The organism is Pseudomonas rosaeacicularis (assembly GCF_057128745.1).
The window spans coordinates 193,857-210,268 of sequence record NZ_JBSKHT010000002.1 but is presented as its reverse complement, the minus strand read 5'-3'; the positions used below and the strand labels follow the sequence as shown (position 1 = coordinate 210,268).

Here is a 16,412-nt window from a genome sequence, read left to right as displayed (position 1 = left end):
GGGAAAGTAGCCTCTACAGGCTACTTTGGCGAAAGTAGCCTGTAGAGGCTACTTTTCGGATTTCTGCCCTTGGTTCAACCCGCTGCCAGCACCAGCAGTTTCGACACCACCAGACCTATTCCGATGCTGGTGGTGAAACTCAGCAGCGTCCCCAACAGCACGTATTCGCTCAGCGCACGTTGCTCGATGCCTTTGATGTCGTTGAAACGCAGAATGCTTTTTGCCGTGAGCAAAAAGCCGATGGCTTCCCATTGCTTGAGCAGGACGAAGGTCAAAATCAGCACCCGCTCAAGGTAGCCGATCAGGGTGCCAGCGCTTTTCAGTGTGCCCTGAGTGTTGACCGATGCCAGCCACGGGCTGAGGACCGAGCCAATTACCACCGACGATGGCTTGAGCACCAACACATAGCCCAGCAGCAGCAAAAGGTTGTGCGGGTTGAGCATCTCTTTCAGAAACACCCACGCTGCGGGCCATTCAGCCTGAGCCGTTAGCCAGATTGCGCCGATGACCGCCAGGTTGATCGCATAGCGCAGCGCGAAAGCGAACTTCCAGGTCGTCTTGCCCGTCAGCCAGCGAGTGAAGGCCCAGCACGCACCGACCGCGAGCCCTGCCATTAGTGAAAATCCAGCGCTGTGCCCGAACAGGTGAATCACTGAACCGAAGACCAGTGTGAACGCAGCCACGGTGATCAAAGCCAGTCCCAAACCTCTGGGGCGTCTTGCTTTGGCGCGCCATGCCGAGGACAGATAATCGAGGCCGATGTGGGCCAGGATCAACAACAGCAGCAAAACCTGCGCATCACGCATCGGGTATCTCCTTGATCCATTGGCTGATGCTTTTGAGGTATCGATCCAGCAGACGGGCCTGGGCACGGTTCAAGGTTTTGTTGACCGTGACCCGGGATTTGCCCAACGCCTGGGCAATGGTTTCCTGGTCAGAATCCTCAAGCAGGTGCAGGCAATAGGTTTGCGCCTCGACGATGGTCCACTTATCCAAAGTTGCGGCGACGAATTCGGTGCTCAGCTCGGCGCGCTCGGCAAACCGCTCGTCGCTGCAGAACACTGCCAGCGTGGCCTTCTTCATGCCATCCAGACCCTGGCCGGACAAGACAAACGCTTCGCCATAATTGCCCTTTGACTCGGCGGCACCAATGCCCACCGCTACGCGAGCGTCCCAGCGCTCTTTATCAGGGCTGGCGCCGATCAGACCCGCTCGTATGGCCAACGCGCAGTGCAGGGCCTGACTGGCATCCTTGAGCACCACCTGAAAACCATCGCCGCGATAGGTCTGGGCCTTGAAGCCGTAGATGTTCTTGAGGCCCGCCAGGACTTTCTTAAGCCCGGCGAGGTAAGCCTGGGTGTCGCCCACCGATCGTGAATGAATCAAATCACCGGTCAGCACCGCTTTAATCGTCATGGAAATATCCTGAATCACCGCCGCTATGACGTCACTATAGGCCAGATCAGCAGAAAAGTAGCCTCTGGAGGCTACTTTGCCAAATGTAGCCTCCAGAGGCTACTTTGGGGGATGTAGCCTGTAGGGGCTACTTTTCTTCAGCATGACATCCAGTCTCGTGGGAGCGGACCTGTCCGCGAAGGCCATTCATCTGCCGCTGGATATGTATTGGTTCTACAGACCTCTTCGCGGACAGGTCCGCTCCCACATTGGATCTGCGGCGCGGCCCAATCATCGGTTGGACATAAATCCTCGCTCCAACGGATTTGCGTGGGCTCTGGATGCAAGCTCACCTTCTCAAACGTTGCGCTCTGCACCAGAATTGGCCGACAAGCCCGATACCGAGACTGAAATGACGATCAACTTCAACAGTGCCATCGAACGACGTGCGACGGGCAGCAAAAAATGGAGCCAGTATGCGGACGACGTTCTGCCAATGTGGGTGGCGGACATGGATTTCCCCGTCGCTCCGGCCATTTTGAATGCACTGCAAACACGGCTGGCACATCCGCTGCTCGGTTATGCCGTCGCCCAGGACAGCCTTCGCGAGACTCTGGTCAAGCATTTGTGGAGCGCCTACGCCTGGCGTATTCAGCCTGAAGATCTGGTGTTTTTGCCTGGTGTCGAGCCCGGCGTGAATATGGCATTGCACGCGCTGGTACCCAAGGGTGCCGCCGTCGCGTTGCAAACCCCGAACTACTCGCCGTTGCTGCACGCGCCGGCCAACTGGCAACTGCCGCGCGTCGACCTGCCGCTCAACGTCGATGCCCATGGCGAATACCCCACCGACATCCCGGCGCTGGATGAAGCACTGAAAGAAGCAGGCGCGCTGCTGCTGAGCAATCCGCACAATCCGCTGGGCAAAGTCTTCAGCGGCGAAGAGCTGCAACTGATCGCAGATGCCTGCGTGCGCCACGACGTGCTGATGATTTGCGATGAAATCCACGCCGACATTCTGTTCGACGGTCGGCGGCACATCCCTATCGCGTCCATCAGCCCGGCCATAGCTGCCCGTAGCGTGACGCTGATGTCAGCCAGCAAGGCGTGGAACATCGCCGGGCTGAAAACCGCGTTCGCGGTGATTCAGAATCCCGAACTGCGCCAGCGCTTCAACGCTGGCCGCCTGGGGTTGGTGGACAGCGTCAATGCCTTGGGTCTGGAGGCGACGCAAGTGGCGTACAGCGAAGGCGCCGACTGGCTGCGCGAGGTGAACGCTTACTTGCAGGCAAACCGAGACTATCTGGCGCACGCGATTCGCACCCGTCTGCCGGGCATCAAGATGCACCTGCCGCAAAGCACCTACCTGGCCTGGCTCGATTGCTCCGCGCTGGGGCTGGATAACCCGCAGCAATTCTTCCTTAAGCAGGCCAAGGTGGCAATGAGCGAGGGGCTGGAGTTTGGAGACGACTGCGGCCAGTTCGTGCGGCTGAACTTTGGCTGCCCGCGCGACATGCTCGAAGAGGCCTTGTCGCGCATGGAGCGCAGTCTCGCCGCGCGTTGATGAGTCGCGTTAAACCGGAGAAGCGCCCGCCTTGGCCTGTTGCTCCAGATGCAGCTGCAGGTCGGGGTCAAGCTTGAGCGCCCCGGCCAGTTCATCGAGATACGCCCGTTCGGCGTCTTGCTGGTCATCCACCAGCATGACGCTGGCCAGGTACATTTCCGAAGCCATGGCCGGGTCTTTGGCGGCCTGGGCTATATCAGCAGCGTCAAGCGGCCGAGCGACCTCATCGTCCAGCCATTGCTGTAGCTCGGGGTCGTCGGTATGGCGGCCGATCTCAGCGCTGATCAGCTGTTTTTCCTGATCATCTATACGACCATCCGCTTTGGCAGCGCCGATCAGGGCCCGGAGGATCGCATGGCTGTGATCCTCGACTTCGGGGCCAGCCAACAAGTCCACGGTGCGTAGATTCTGCTGGGGCGCTGCTGACGGCGTCTGTTGCTGCTGTTGCCGTTGCCACGCTTGGTAGGCCTGGAACGCCATCATCCCAATTGATGCGAGTGCCGCGTAGTTGGTCCCGCCTGAGCGCGATTGACCACTGCGCGGGATTCCGGCTCCGGAACTGCCGCCGCCCAACAGCCCGCCAAGCAAACCGCCCAAACCGCCGCCGAGCCCGCCTACACCGCCGCTGCTGGCAGAGCCGCCGAGCAGCCCACCGAGCAAACCGCCCAGGCCGCCACCGAGCCCGCCCAATCCCCCTGAAGCCGGGGCGGCATTGCCTTGTTGCTGCGTAGGTGAGCCGCGGCCGCCGCGCAGTAGCTGTTCCAGCAGATCAGTGGTGTTCATGACAAGGTCCTCGTTGATGCCGCGTATTGGGTTAATCAAAGATAGCCCAGCCGGACCAATACGCTTGTAGACGCTAGGCGATGCACACCCCTGTAGGAGCTGCCGAATGCTGCGATTAAGGTACACCTGGCACACCGCTTCGTAGCCTCGCGTTGCTCGTCAACGCCTACAGGGCCAGCGTCCGGCTGTGTGCTCAATACCCCAGCGACAACCCGGTATTACGCCGTGGATCGTTGGCGCCGTAAAAACGGTTATTGCCCACCGGTTTGCCACCCAAGGACGGCGCGCCTACCAGAATCGCCGCCAGGTGGTTGGCGTCTTGAGGGCCTGCGAACTTGTGGCCCCAGCTTTCAAGGATCTTCTGGGTGTCGGGGCTGGTGGTGAACGTCTCCAGATTTGTCTCCTCGGGCAACCACTGCTGGTGGAAGCGTGGTGCGTCGACCGCTTCCTGAATATTCATGCCGTAGTCGATGACGTTGAGCATGGTCAGCAAAGTGGCGGTGATGATCCGGCTACCGCCCGGCGTACCGACCACCATCACCGTTTTACCGTCCTTGGTGACGATGGTCGGGCTCATGGAGGACAGCGGCGTTTTGTAGGGCGCGATAGCGTTGGCTTCGCCCTGCACCAGACCGTACATATTCGGCACGCCGATCTTGGAGGTGAAGTCGTCCATCTCATCGTTAAGCATCACCCCGGTGTTACTGGCCATCACCCCGGCGCCGAACCAGTCGTTCAGCGTGTAGGTCACCGACACCGCGTTACCCCACTGGTCAACGATGGAATAATGGGTGGTGTTATTGCCTTCGTGGGGCGACACGCCCGGTTTGATATCGCGGGAGACCCCGGCTTTTTGCGGTTCAATGGCGGCGCGTAGCTTGGTGGCGTAGGCCGGGTCCAGCAGATGCGTCAGGGGGTTCTTGACGAAATCCGGGTCGCCCAGATAGCTGTTGCGGTCAACGTAGGCGTGGCGCATGGCTTCGATCTGATAGTGCATGCCCTGGGCCGAGTGATAGCCCAACTGCTGCATCGGATAGCCTTCGAGAATGTTCATGATCTCGCAGATCACCACCCCGCCGGAACTCGGCGGCGGCGCGGAGATAACGTGATAGCCGCGATAATCGCACTCGATGGGCGCCAGCTCCCGGGTCTTGTATTTGTCGAGGTCGGCCTGGGTGATGATGCCCTTCCCCGCCTGGCTGGAATCGACGATCGACTTGGCCACCCAGCCCTTGTAGAAACCGTCGCTGCCCTTGGCGGCGATTTCCCCCAATGTCCTCGCCAGATCCCGTTGCACCAAGCGGTCGCCGACTTTCATGGGCTCGCCGTTATTGAGGAAGATCGGCCCGGAATCCTTGTCGTTCTTGAACTCTGCAGTGGCGGTCTCCAGCAGATCGACATCGCCCTGCTCCAGCACAAAGCCGTCCTGCGCCAGCTGAATCGCCGGGGCCATGACCTCCGAGCGTTTTTTGGTGCCGTATTTGCTCAGCGCCAGCTCCATGCCGGACACGGTGCCAGGCACGCCGACGGCCAGATGGCCTTTGGAACTGAGGTTCGGTACCACGTTGCCAGCCTTGTCCAGATACATGTCGGCGGTGGCAGCCAGCGGCGCCTTTTCACGGAAGTCGAGGAAGGTCTTGCGCCCGTCCGCCAACTGCACGGTCATGAAGCCGCCGCCTCCCAGATTGCCCGCTGCCGGGTACACCACCGCCAGCGCGTAACCCACCGCGACCGCCGCATCAACCGCGTTGCCGCCGGACTTCAGGACATCGACGCCAACATGGGTCGCCAGGTGTTGCGCTGTCACCACCATTCCGTGCTCACCGGCGACGGGGGCTTGGGAGGCGGCGTAAGTGCAGGAGACGCTCAAGGTGAGCGCGGTCGCAATCAGCGACTGGGCAAAGGGTTCGTATTTCATGGGGGCGGCTCGCTATTTTGTTGTGAACTGGGGCAGCGCCAGAGAGGCGGTTGCAAATCCATGCCCATTCAAAGTAGCGGCTCCCCGGCCACTTACCCCATGCCAATGCGACCAAATCTTGCCGGGTTACGACTTTGCGCTGGCACTGGCGTCCCGTTTGGCTGTCCTTTGCGTGTGAGCCGTGGCTGTGTTATCCAACGGGATTGCTCGCTGCGATCAGCACTTCGTCTTGAAGGCGACAGATTTATTAATCGCGCTTTAGATAAATGAATATGTCCCGGACAGCATCGGAACCCGCCTCGCGAACAAATTCGCTCCTACAGGGGAGCAGGCGCAATAAGTACAGGAAACCCGATGGCCCGCACTTTCCGCTCTCTTGAGGGCTACAACTACCGCGTATGGGCCATTGGCGCCCTGATCTCCAATGTCGGCACCTGGATGCAACGCACGGCGCAAGACTGGCTGGTGCTGACCCAGCTCACCGAACAAAACGCCACCGCGCTGGGCGTGGTTTTGGCCCTGCAATTTGGCCCGATGCTGTTGCTGCTGCCCTTCAGCGGCGCGGCAGCGGACCACTTTGACCGACGCAAATTGTTGATCGTCACCCAAGTGGCGATGGGCTTGCTGGCGCTGGGTCTCGGCCTGCTGACGGTCACCGGGCATGTGACGCTGTGGCAGGTTTACGTATTTGCCTTTCTGTCGGGCTGCGTGGCGGCGTTCGACGCTCCGGCGCGGCAGACGTTCGTTTCGGACCTGGTGGACGAGAATCAGCTATCGAACGCAGTGGCGCTCAATTCGCTGTCGTTCAATGCCGCACGCATGATCGGGCCGGCAGTGGCTGGCGGGTTGATTCCGTTTCTGGGGACGGGTTGGGTGCTGCTGAGCAATGCGATCACTTTCATCGTGATGATCTACGCCATGACGCGATTGCGCACCCGAGAAATGCACGTGCGCGTCAGGCCTGTCCGAGCACGGGGCAATCTGGTGGAAGGCTTTCGTTACGTGTGGAAGCGCCCGGACCTGAAGGCGCTGCTGCTGATGCTGTTTCTGGTGGGAACGTTCGGGCTCAATTTTCCGATCTTCATCTCGACCATGGCGGTCAGTGTGTATGGCGCAGGTTCCGGGCATTACGGGCTGCTGACGTCAATCATGGCGATCGGTTCGGTGACCGGCGCCCTGCTCGCGGCCAAGCGCGGCAGGCCCGGCGCGAAGCTGCTGTTGATCGCGATTTCGATCTTCGGCGCCGGCTTTGCGCTGGCGGCGTTCATGCCCAATTTCTGGCTGTTTGGTGCGGCCCTATTCGTGCTGGGGATCTCGGCGCAGACCTTCACCACTTCCTCCAACAGCATGGTGCAGCTGTCCACCGACCCGCTGATGCGCGGGCGGGTCATGGCGATTCTGCTGGCCACAACATTGGGAGGCACGCCTGTTGGCGCGCCGATTGTCGGATGGGTGGCAGACACCTTCGGCCCGCGCTGGGCGTTGGGGATCGGTGGCGCGTCGGGGATTGCGGCTGCGTTGGTATGGGCACGGTATCTGGTGAAATACCGGGAGTTGAGCGTGCGGTTCAGCGCTGGGCGGTTGGCCTTTTCAATGGCCCGAGAGCAAAAGCCAGTCCCTGAAGCGAGCAGCACCCTGTAGGCGCGAACTTGTTCGCGAGGCATTTCGGCTGACACACCGCGTCAATCCTCTCGCCAACAAGTTGTTGTGGCTCCTACAGGAAGGCGGCGTGCCTGATGTACTGAAGCGAGCAGCACCCTGTAGGCGCGAACTTGTTCGCGAGGCATTTGGACTGACATACCTCGTCAACCCTCTCGCCAACAAGTTGGCTCCCACAGGAAGGCGGCGTGCCTGATGTACTGAAGCGAGCAGCACCCTGTAGGAGCGAACTTGTTCGCGAGGCATTTCGGCTGACACACCGCGTCAACCCTCTCGCCAACAAGTTGGCTCCTACAGGAAGGCGGCGTGCCTGATGTACTGAGCAGTACCCTGTAGGAGCGAACTTTGTTGGCGAGGCATTTGGACTGACATACCGCGTCAACCCTCTCGCCAACAAGTTGGCTCATAAAGGAAGGCGGCGTGCCTAATGTACTGAAGCGAGCAGCACCCTGTAGGAGCGAACTTGTTCGCGAGGCATTTCGGCTGACACACCGCGTTAGTCCTCTCGCCAACAAGTTGGCTCCTACAGGAAGGCGGCGTGCCTGATGTACTGAAGCGAGCAGTACCCTGTAGGAGCGAACTTGTTCGCGAGGCATTTCGGCTGACACACCGCGTCAATCCTCTCGCCAACAAGTTGTTGTGGCTCCTACAGGAAGGCGGCGTGCCTGATGTACTGAAGCGAGCAGCACCCTGTAGGCGCGAACTTGTTCGCGAGGCATTTGGACTGACATACCTCGTCAACCCTCTCGCCAACAAGTTGGCTCCCACAGGAAGGCGGAGTGCCTGATGAATCGAATTAGCCGCCTCGCCAACAAGTTGGCTCCTACAGAAGCGCGGCGTTGCTCAGATCAAAACCACCGATCGTTGCGTTTGCGACCACGGGTCAGTGCCGGGAGAATCAGGCCCAGCAGCAAACCTGCGCCAGCTATGCTGCCGCCGTAAACCATATAGCGCATCAGCACTTGGTTGTTCTCGTCACCCAGTTTTGCCTGGGTGGAACGCAACTCCGACTGAGCGTCAGTCAACTGGGCGTTCAGATCCTTGGCCCGGGCTTCAAGCTCGTCGACCAGTTTTTTGCGTGAATCCAGGGTTTCCTGCATGCCCTGCACCTTGGTTTTCCAATCGTCGTCGATGGTCTTCAATTGGCCGCTGAGGTCGGTGACCTGCTGCGTCAACTGCGGCAGGCGCTCGGTCTGGCCCGGCACTTGCTGCAAGTCGTTGGACGCAATCCACACCAAATCGCCGGAGTTGCCGCGCACTTGGCTGTAATCGCCCTGAGTGTTGACCAACTCGACTTTCTGGCCTGACTTGAGCGTACCGACAATGCGGTAACCGTCAGTAGGCCCGCTGCGTACATAAGTACTCAAGGTGTCGCTGACCCAGCGATCTTTGGCATTGGTCTCGGCCTGGGCGCCGATGCACACCGTGAGCAAACTGCCTAACAGGGCCGCGCGAAGCAGACGGCGTCGAGCGCTGGGTGTGGAAAAAGCAGGCGAAATACGGGATGAGGACTGAGATGGCAACATGGAAGGATCTTCAAAAAATAAAAAGAAAAGGCCTGGATGGTCGGGCCGGTGAAGATGGACAGAGCCTGCGCCTGCAGCGACGGGCATCACGCTGCAACTGCTGGAGAAGACAGGCGCGCGGAGAAAATCGTGACAACCGTCGGACGCTCGTGAACCCGACACCACTTGCCGCGCAGTGGTCAACAGACCGTTTAAAAAGTGTCAGGTTCACTACAGCGGCATGACGTTCGTCAGACAGTTGATCGAACGATGTAGGAAATGGCGCAGCGTAATGGGCCTAAAGCGTTGCTCCATCTGGCTTTCCGGGCCGGGAAAAACCGCCTGATTTCAGCGCTTGAGCGGGAGTACGTCCGCTGCGGGCCCCAGCAATACCTTCGCCAGCACCGGTCGGTCTACCGCGTTCTGCCAACGGGCAATCGCCAGACACGCCACGCAATTGCCCAGCACATTGGTCAGCGAGCGGCATTTCATCAGCCGCTCCACCCCAAGCAGCAACCCGACGCCCTCCAGCGGCACTCCGTGCAACAGATTGAGCGTGGCGATCAGGGTAAAAAACGCTGACCCCGCCATGCTGGTCGAACCCAGCGAGGTCAGCATGGTAACCAGCAGCAATGTGAACAGTTCGACGCCGCTCATGTGGATCCCGGACATCTGCGCCAGAAACAGCACGGCCACCATCAGGTAGATATTCGAACCGCTGAGGTTGAAGGTGTAGCCGGTGGTCAACACCAGTCGCACCAACTGCTGATCGCAGCCCAGCTTGTGCATTTTTTCGATCAGCCCCGGCAGCGCAGCGACCGATGAGCCGGTGAAAGTCACCACAAGCAACTCGTCCTTGACGTAAAGCACAAGCCGCGACAACCGGGCGCCAGCGATGCGCGCGACCAGCGCCAGAATCAGGACCACGAACAGGCCGCAGGCGAGGTACATGACGGCGACGAACTTGAGCAGCGGCAGCGCAGAGCCCAGCCCGAACTTGCCGATGGTGAAGGCCATGGCCCCAAATGCTGCAATCGGGGCGAACAGCAAAATGAGTTTCAGCAGCTTGAACAGCGCGCCGACCACGCGCTCCAGGCGCAAGCGCAGTGCGTTACCGGCAGTGCCTGAATGCCCGATCAGCACGCCAAACAACAGTCCGGCCAGCATCACCTGCAAGATCAGGCTCTGGGTGAACGCGCGTGCCATGACGGCGCCCACAATGGACCAGGAAAAGTCAGTATTGAGCAGGTTGTCTTCGCCAGCAATCGGTGGCACCGGGACGTTGCCAGACCACTGCAGTATTGCCGTGCTGCCCAGGTGACTCACGCCATCGCTGACGCCCGGCGCAAACAGCAGCGCGATCAGGGCACCGAAGCACAGGGAAACCACCGACATCAGTTGAAAATAAACCCACACCTTGCCCGCCAGACGCGTACCCCTGCCACGTAAACCGGCTACCCCTGAAGACACCAGCAGGAACATCATCAGCGGCATCAGCCAGCCGATCACGCGGATGAAGCCATCGCTCAGCGGCTTCATGTACACGGCCAGCGGCGGATCGAACACGCCCAGCAGCACGCCGCAGACGATAGCCAGCAAGATTTGCAGCGTAGAGCTTTTGAACAGCCTGCCTGACATCCACACTCCGAACGCGTTTTTATTGTTGTGGGGTAATGCGTTACACAAATCTGGTCCCGGCTAAGTGGGAGGAAGCCTGCTCGCGATGACGGCCTTGCAGTCAACGCATCTTCCGAGATGCCGAGCAAAGCATCGCGAGCGAGCTCCCTCCCAAAGTTCCGCTGGATGAAGGGGATACGCCCGCAGAAGCTTCATGGGCAGACCCGCCTTGCCAGCGCCTGCTGGATTGGGCACGCTGACCGGCCATCGTCTGGCCTGACCGGGCGACAATAATAAAACCACGCTGCGGGACAGATCACCATGGAACTTCGTCATTTGCGGTATTTCGTCATGGTGGCCGAAGAACGTCATTTCACCCGCGCCGCCGCTCGGCTGAATATGCAGCAACCGCCCTTGAGCCAGCAAATCCGCGCGTTGGAGCAGGAACTGGGGTTCGAGCTGTTCAAGCGTCATCCCAAGGGCGTTGACCTCACTGCAGGCGGTCGGGTGTTCTTGCACGAAGCGCAGGACATCCTCGCCCGTGTGGCTGAAGGCTCGCGCAAGGCTTCCCGCGCCGCCCACGGTATCGAAGGCACGCTGGTCATCGGCTTCACCAGTTCGGCAGCCGCCCACCCCTTGATCCCGCGCATCATCCGCGCCTATCGCGAGCAGTACCCCGGCGTCGCGGTGTCCTTGAAGGAAGGCAGCGCGCAGCAGATGACCGAAGCGGCCATCGACGCCAGTGTCGACGTCGGCATTCTCCGGGCCCCGGTGGCCCAGCATCAAAGCATTGAATTTCACCGCTTGCTCAACGAAGAGATGCTGTTGACGCTGCCGGTCGGCCATCCTCTGCTTGACCGGCAAACTGGATCGACCGAACTGCCCACGGTGTCGCTCAGCGATCTGCGTGATGAGCCGTTTATTCTGGTGCGACGCCCCGGTGCACCCGGCATGTACGCCCACTTGATCAAGGCCTGCCAGAACGCGGGCTTCAACCCCAAAATCGCTTTTGAAGTCGAGCGCATGCTGACCAATGTGAGTCTGGTGGCAGCCGGTGCGGGGGTGTCAATCGTGCCGGCCTCGATGAAGGACGTGCACCGGGAGAGTGTGGTCTATTGCCGAATCAGCGGCGCGCGGCCGCGGTTGCACGCACCAATTACCCTGGTGTGCCGCAACTTCAACCCGCTGCCGCCGCTGCAGAATTTCATAGTCTTGTCGCGGCAGTTGGCGGGCCGGCGCAACGCCATAAAGGCCCCCGGTCTGTAGGAGCCAACGAGTTGGCGAGACGGCCATCGCGGTGTGTCAGTCAGGACGCTTCGCGAACAAGTTCGCTCCTACAGGTATGCCTAAAACGCCTGGTCCCTGTAGGAGCCAACGTGTTGGCGAGACAACCATCGCGGTGTGTCCGTCAGGACGCTTCGCGAACAAGTTCGCTCCTACAGGTATGCCTAAAACGCCTGGTCTCTGTAGGAGCCAACGTGTTGGCGAGACAACCATCGTGGTGTGTCAGTCAGGACGCTTCGCGAACAAGTTCGCTCCTACAGAGATGGCCTGCATGATTCTGCAGATCACTTCTCCCAATCGGCCTTGGCGATCTGCAGTCCGTGCGATCCGTTGTACGCCGCACGCTCGGGGGATTTCCAGCCTTCGAGCAACGCAGCGTCGACGTCATAAATTTCCACGCCCAACGGCCGGCACACACTAAGCGGGTCCTGCGCATCAGGGCCCCACATCGGCAGCGACAAATCGCCGCCGGGGCACGTCGACAGTGCACACAGCAGATCGATTTCGGCAAAAAATTCCAGGTAGTCTCCCTTCTGCGCCGGGCACGCTTTCATGAAGTACATGTCATCGTGGTTCAGGCCGGTGCACTGAAAGATGTTCAGCACGTCATGCACGTCAAACTCGGTCAGCCCATGAGGCAGCACCGCGCGTGTCAGGTTGGAGTGGCAGTGATGGTGAAAATCCTCACCCGTGAGCATCTTGTTGACGTAGGGGTCGCAGCGCGTGCCAAGCAGATCGTGCAGCCGCCCACCGTGTTCGTCGGTGCCGTAGCTGGCGAGACTGTCATCGGTGATGGTGACCATCGGCCGCAGAAAGGGAAGATTGGACCACAAGCGGTCATGGGTCGTGACATGAGCCCCCTGCAATTGCCGGGTCCGGGCCGCCCAGAGACGTTCGCGGGGATCGTTGGCGTTCCACACGTTGAAGTCGCCCACCTGCGGCCCCACCGGCGTGGTCACGCGAAACACCTGCCCGGCCTTGACCTTCCAGGCGCGACCGGTGCGGATCGGCACTTCGAATTGCTCGACCAGCCTGCGGCTGTCCTGACCCTCGCGGATGCGCTCATAAAACGCGGTATCAACCTGCAACGCCGCGCCTTTGCTGACCTGATAGGCGGCTGGGTAGTCTTTGTACATGGGGCGATTCCTCTTGCTGTTCGAGCCCGTTGGCGGGTTTGGCTGAGTCGAGACAGCATAGGGCATGCCAACCTGATTTGGCGCGGTCACAGGCGCAGCCACTTCAGGAGCGAACTTGTTCGCGAGAGGCCATTAATCTGGCTGAATATGTATTGGATGTAAGAGCTTCTTCGCGGACGGGTCCGCTCCCACGAGATCGGTGTCAGATCGACACTTCACAGAAAATTCCCGATCCTGTTGGAGCGATGATCCCGATTGCCGCTGCACCGGAGAAAAAAGTGGGAGGGAGGGAACGATCAAATTCACGCTCGCCGCTTACTGCACAACCGCGCCACCCCCTCACCAAACCGCTGCAACGGCCAACGTTCCTCCAATGCCTGCGCCATCAACTGCTGACCGGTCTGCGGCGCGAGACCATTGAGCGGAGGATCGGTGTCCAGGTTGGTGGGAAACGAATAGCCATCCGCCGTGTGGGAAATCACCGATTCCACGCCAGCGCTGTCTATTTCAACGTCTTCCAGGCCCTTCAACAGCAGCGGATACACCGCCAGCATCATTGCGTCACGGTCGATGCTTTCCATCGGTTTGCCGAACGCCGAAGAAATCTGCAGCAGATTGGCCATGCGATGAAAGTCCGCCGTGCGGTTGCTGCCGGCGGCATGAAACAACGCCGGGTTGAAGAACAACAGGTCGCCCTTGTTCAGCGGCAGTTGCACTGCGTGCCCGGCGAAATAATCGATAAAGCGCTGATCCCGCCACGCCAGATAGCCTGCCTCGTACTGCTGCGAAAACGGCAGCAACAATGTCGGCCCGCTCTCCAGCGGCATGTCGGTGTGGGCAATCGCGCCTTGCAGCGTCAGGTATTGCGACAGCAGATGCAGCGGCAACGCAAAGCGCGTCGCCACGTCCGAGGTCTGAAACCCCAGATGGTAATCACGATGGGGTTGCTGCGCCTGCCCACCCGGGCGCACCACGTTGACCTGCGCCGTGGTCTGAAAAAATGGCCCCAGCCAGCTCTCGGCGATCAACCCCAACAGCGGATTGGCGTAGTACTCGATGAACGATTGCGGGGATAACTCGGCGGCTTTCTGCAGCGAATTCCATATTCGCCCATTGGCCCCGGCCTTGGCAAAATGGTCCGCCGCCGCACCCTTCCTGGCCTCATGCGCCAATATCTGTTCGAACACCGCGCTATGGCGGTCAACCACAGCGCTGTCGGGATAAGCGCCGCGTACCACAAGCACACCGGGACCGTGACGAAACACATGGTGCAATTCGCTGAGAATCCCGACCCGGTTCGTCTCAGCCGCCTGGTGCAACGCATCGGCGTCATAAATCACTACGCGCTTGAGGGTTTCGCGGCTGGTCGGGTAGTCCGCCGTCGCGACGTTCTGCTCGCACAACGCCGCGAAGGCCTTGATGTCGATGTCTCCCGCGCTGCCAAACAGGCTCACTGCCCTGCTCCGTGCGAGTCCTTTAACGTCAGCGGCGCATCAGGGCGTGGCGTCGAACCGTCGCCGCAACCGAACACGCCTTGCTCCAGGTCGATCACTGAGCCGGTCATCATTCCGGACTGGTCTGAGAGCAGAAACGCCACGCTGTTGGCGACTTCCTGCGGCTTGAGTAAGCGGCCAAACGGCGACTGCGCTTCTACTCTGGACAGCCAGTCATGACCGGCGCCGTGATATTTGCGCTGGATTTCGTCTTCGTGGGGCGTGTCCATCCAGCCGATGTTCAAGCCGTTGACGCGGATTCGGTTGTGCAAGGTGCTGAACGCGACGTTTTTGGTCAGGATCGCCAAGGCGCCTTTGGAGGTGGCGTACGCCGACAGGAATGACTGCCCGCCATGCCCGCTCACGCTTTGGATGTTGACGATGGCGCCCTCGACCCCGCCAGCGATCATCAGCTTGATGGTGTCCTGCATCAGGAAAAACGGCGCACGGACGTTGACCGCGAAGATGCGATCGAACAGCTCTGGAGAGGTGTCGATGATGCTGCCGCGATCGGACATGCCGGCACAATTGACCAGCCCGTGCACGGTGCCGAAATGCTGTTTGGCGGCGGCGGCGACGCGGCGACAATCCTCCACGCTTTCCATGTCAGCTTCGACGAAATGCACCTCGCAATCCAGTTCGCTCAGTTGGCGGGCCTGTTGTTCGCCCTTGTCGCGGCTGCGCCCGCAGATGATCAAACCTGCCGCGCCCCGTTGCGCTAGGGTCAGCGCCACCGCTGCGCCCAGGCCCTGAGTGCTGCCGGTGACGATGTAGTAACGACCGGTGAAGGATGACGAGAGATCCAGTGCTGCTGACATGCATGTCTCCTGCGGTTTTTATTTTTGTGTTTGTGGCAATGAGGCGCTCTTGATGCGAATGGAATTTAAATTCCATCTGTACAAGAAACAGAACAGAGACTAGCCTGTCGCTTACCTCAGAGAGGCCCGAAACGACCTCAACAAGACCTCACTTGCCGATAACAACAAAATGGCCAGGGGAAATCATGCTCGACCAAGCCCGTCGCTTTTCCATCAAGCAGATCGCCGCGCAAGCTGGCGTCAGTAAAGCCACGGTTGACCGCGTGCTGCACCAGCGCGGCAGCGTTCATTACCAGACCGACCGGCGTATTCAGCAGGCGCTTCAAGAGCTCGATGCGCAGGAAAAGTCCGGCCCCGTTGTAGGCCGTACGTTCCATATCGACATCATTCTGCACACCCCAACCCGTTTCAGCGATGCCGTGCAGGAGGCCATTCACGCGCAACTGGGCAGCCTGGCGCCATTCCGCATCTTTCCGCGTTTTCATCTTTACCAAGAGATCGACACCGAGCGCATGCATGACTTGATTCTGCGTTGCGCGGACAAAGGCTCCCAAGGGCTGATCCTCAAGGCAGCCGACGAGCCGCAGATCAACGAAGCGGTGAATCAGGTGACGGCGGCGGGCATTCCGGTGGTGACGCTGGTGTCGGATTTGCCGCAAAGCGCACGCGTGGGTTATGTCGGCATGGACAACCGCACCGCTGGGCAGACGGCAGCGTATTTGATGTCGCGGTGGCTGGATCAGGTCCCGCAGGATGTTGCGGTGGTGATCAGCAGCGAGCTGTTTCGCGGCGAAGAAGAACGTGAAATGGGCTTTCGCGTGTGGCTGCGTAATCGGGCGCCACACTTACGAGTGGTGGACATCAGCGGCGGTTACGGGGTGTACGGCCCGACGTTTGAGCGTGTGAGTCAGGCGTTGCTCGACAATCCCTCACTGCGCGCGGTGTACAGCGTCGGTGGCGGCAACCGCGCCATCGTCGATGCCTTCGCTGCTCAGGATCGGCCGCTGTCGGCGTTCATCGGCCATGACCTGGATCAGGAAAATCGCCAGTTGCTGGCAGAAGAAAAGATCGCCGCGATCATCGATCACAATTTGCAGGTCGATGCACGCCACGGCTTTCTGCACATCTTGCAGTACCACCGGTTGTGGAAAGCCGACCCGATCCCTTCGTCACAGGTCCAGATCGTCACGCCATTCAATCTGGCTCACTGACGGCTCTTCGAACGACGTCCCGTTTACAAACC

The 16,412-nt window shown here is 60.1% G+C and carries 13 protein-coding genes; 4 read left to right on the top strand and 9 right to left on the bottom strand.

Annotated elements, in window-relative coordinates:
- Positions 1-74: 74 nt before the first annotated feature.
- Both ACWKWM_RS03420 and ACWKWM_RS03415 read right to left on the bottom strand, forming a co-directional pair.
- Positions 75-806, bottom strand: a complete 732-nt coding sequence (locus ACWKWM_RS03420; protein WP_483844752.1) for a hypothetical protein — start codon at positions 804-806, stop codon at positions 75-77.
- Positions 799-1,416, bottom strand: a complete 618-nt coding sequence (locus ACWKWM_RS03415) for a sigma-70 RNA polymerase sigma factor region 4 domain-containing protein (RefSeq protein ID WP_483844751.1) — start codon at positions 1,414-1,416, stop codon at positions 799-801. The genes ACWKWM_RS03420 and ACWKWM_RS03415 overlap by 8 nt, the downstream gene beginning before the upstream one ends.
- Positions 1,417-1,807: 391 nt before the next feature.
- Here ACWKWM_RS03415 and ACWKWM_RS03410 point away from each other — a divergent pair, with 391 nt between their 5' ends.
- A complete protein-coding gene (locus ACWKWM_RS03410; RefSeq protein ID WP_483844750.1) occupies positions 1,808-2,956 on the top strand; it encodes a MalY/PatB family protein in 1,149 nt (382 codons plus the stop codon).
- Positions 2,957-2,965: 9 nt separating this feature from the next.
- On the opposite strand, the gene ACWKWM_RS03405 is transcribed toward ACWKWM_RS03410, so the two are convergent.
- On the bottom strand, positions 2,966-3,739 hold the full coding sequence (locus tag ACWKWM_RS03405; RefSeq protein WP_483844749.1) for a tellurite resistance TerB family protein: 774 nt from the start codon (positions 3,737-3,739) through the stop codon (positions 2,966-2,968).
- 193 nt (positions 3,740-3,932) lie between these two features.
- Entirely contained in the window at positions 3,933-5,657 is a 1,725-nt protein-coding gene (gene ggt / locus ACWKWM_RS03400; protein ID WP_483844748.1) for a gamma-glutamyltransferase, read from the bottom strand.
- Positions 5,658-6,011: 354 nt separating this feature from the next.
- On the opposite strand from ggt, the gene ACWKWM_RS03395 reads away from it, so the two are divergent.
- Positions 6,012-7,298, top strand: coding sequence for an MFS transporter (locus ACWKWM_RS03395; RefSeq protein WP_483844747.1), 1,287 nt, complete (start codon positions 6,012-6,014; stop codon positions 7,296-7,298).
- 866 nt (positions 7,299-8,164) lie between these two features.
- Here ACWKWM_RS03395 and ACWKWM_RS03390 read toward each other — a convergent pair.
- Together ACWKWM_RS03390 and ACWKWM_RS03385 are read right to left on the bottom strand one after the other, a co-directional pair.
- Positions 8,165-8,842 (bottom strand): TIGR04211 family SH3 domain-containing protein, encoded by a 678-nt coding sequence (locus ACWKWM_RS03390; RefSeq protein WP_483844746.1) that lies wholly within the window; start codon positions 8,840-8,842, stop codon positions 8,165-8,167.
- 327 nt (positions 8,843-9,169) lie between these two features.
- Positions 9,170-10,459, bottom strand: coding sequence for a cation:dicarboxylate symporter family transporter (locus ACWKWM_RS03385; RefSeq protein ID WP_483844745.1), 1,290 nt, complete (start codon positions 10,457-10,459; stop codon positions 9,170-9,172).
- 300 nt (positions 10,460-10,759) lie between these two features.
- Between ACWKWM_RS03385 and ACWKWM_RS03380 the strand changes: the two genes are divergently transcribed.
- Positions 10,760-11,704: a LysR family transcriptional regulator gene (locus ACWKWM_RS03380; RefSeq protein ID WP_483844744.1), complete on the top strand. Its 945-nt coding sequence runs from the start codon at positions 10,760-10,762 to the stop codon at positions 11,702-11,704.
- A gap of 302 nt (positions 11,705-12,006) precedes the next feature.
- Here the strand turns inward: ACWKWM_RS03380 and ACWKWM_RS03375 are convergent, their stop codons facing one another.
- From ACWKWM_RS03375 to ACWKWM_RS03365, 3 genes are all read right to left on the bottom strand, one after another.
- A complete protein-coding gene (locus ACWKWM_RS03375) occupies positions 12,007-12,858 on the bottom strand; it encodes an urea carboxylase-associated family protein (RefSeq protein ID WP_483844743.1) in 852 nt (283 codons plus the stop codon).
- Between the two features lie 302 nt (positions 12,859-13,160).
- Positions 13,161-14,312, bottom strand: coding sequence for a phytanoyl-CoA dioxygenase family protein (locus ACWKWM_RS03370; RefSeq protein WP_483844742.1), 1,152 nt, complete (start codon positions 14,310-14,312; stop codon positions 13,161-13,163).
- A complete protein-coding gene (locus ACWKWM_RS03365; protein ID WP_483844741.1) occupies positions 14,309-15,169 on the bottom strand; it encodes an SDR family oxidoreductase in 861 nt (286 codons plus the stop codon). Before ACWKWM_RS03365 ends, ACWKWM_RS03370 begins: the two co-directional genes overlap by 4 nt.
- Before the next feature lie 185 nt (positions 15,170-15,354).
- On the opposite strand from ACWKWM_RS03365, the gene ACWKWM_RS03360 reads away from it, so the two are divergent.
- The gene (locus ACWKWM_RS03360) at positions 15,355-16,380 is read left to right on the top strand and encodes a LacI family DNA-binding transcriptional regulator (protein WP_483844740.1); all 1,026 of its coding nucleotides are present in this window, start codon (positions 15,355-15,357) and stop codon (positions 16,378-16,380) included.
- Positions 16,381-16,412 lie beyond the last annotated feature (32 nt).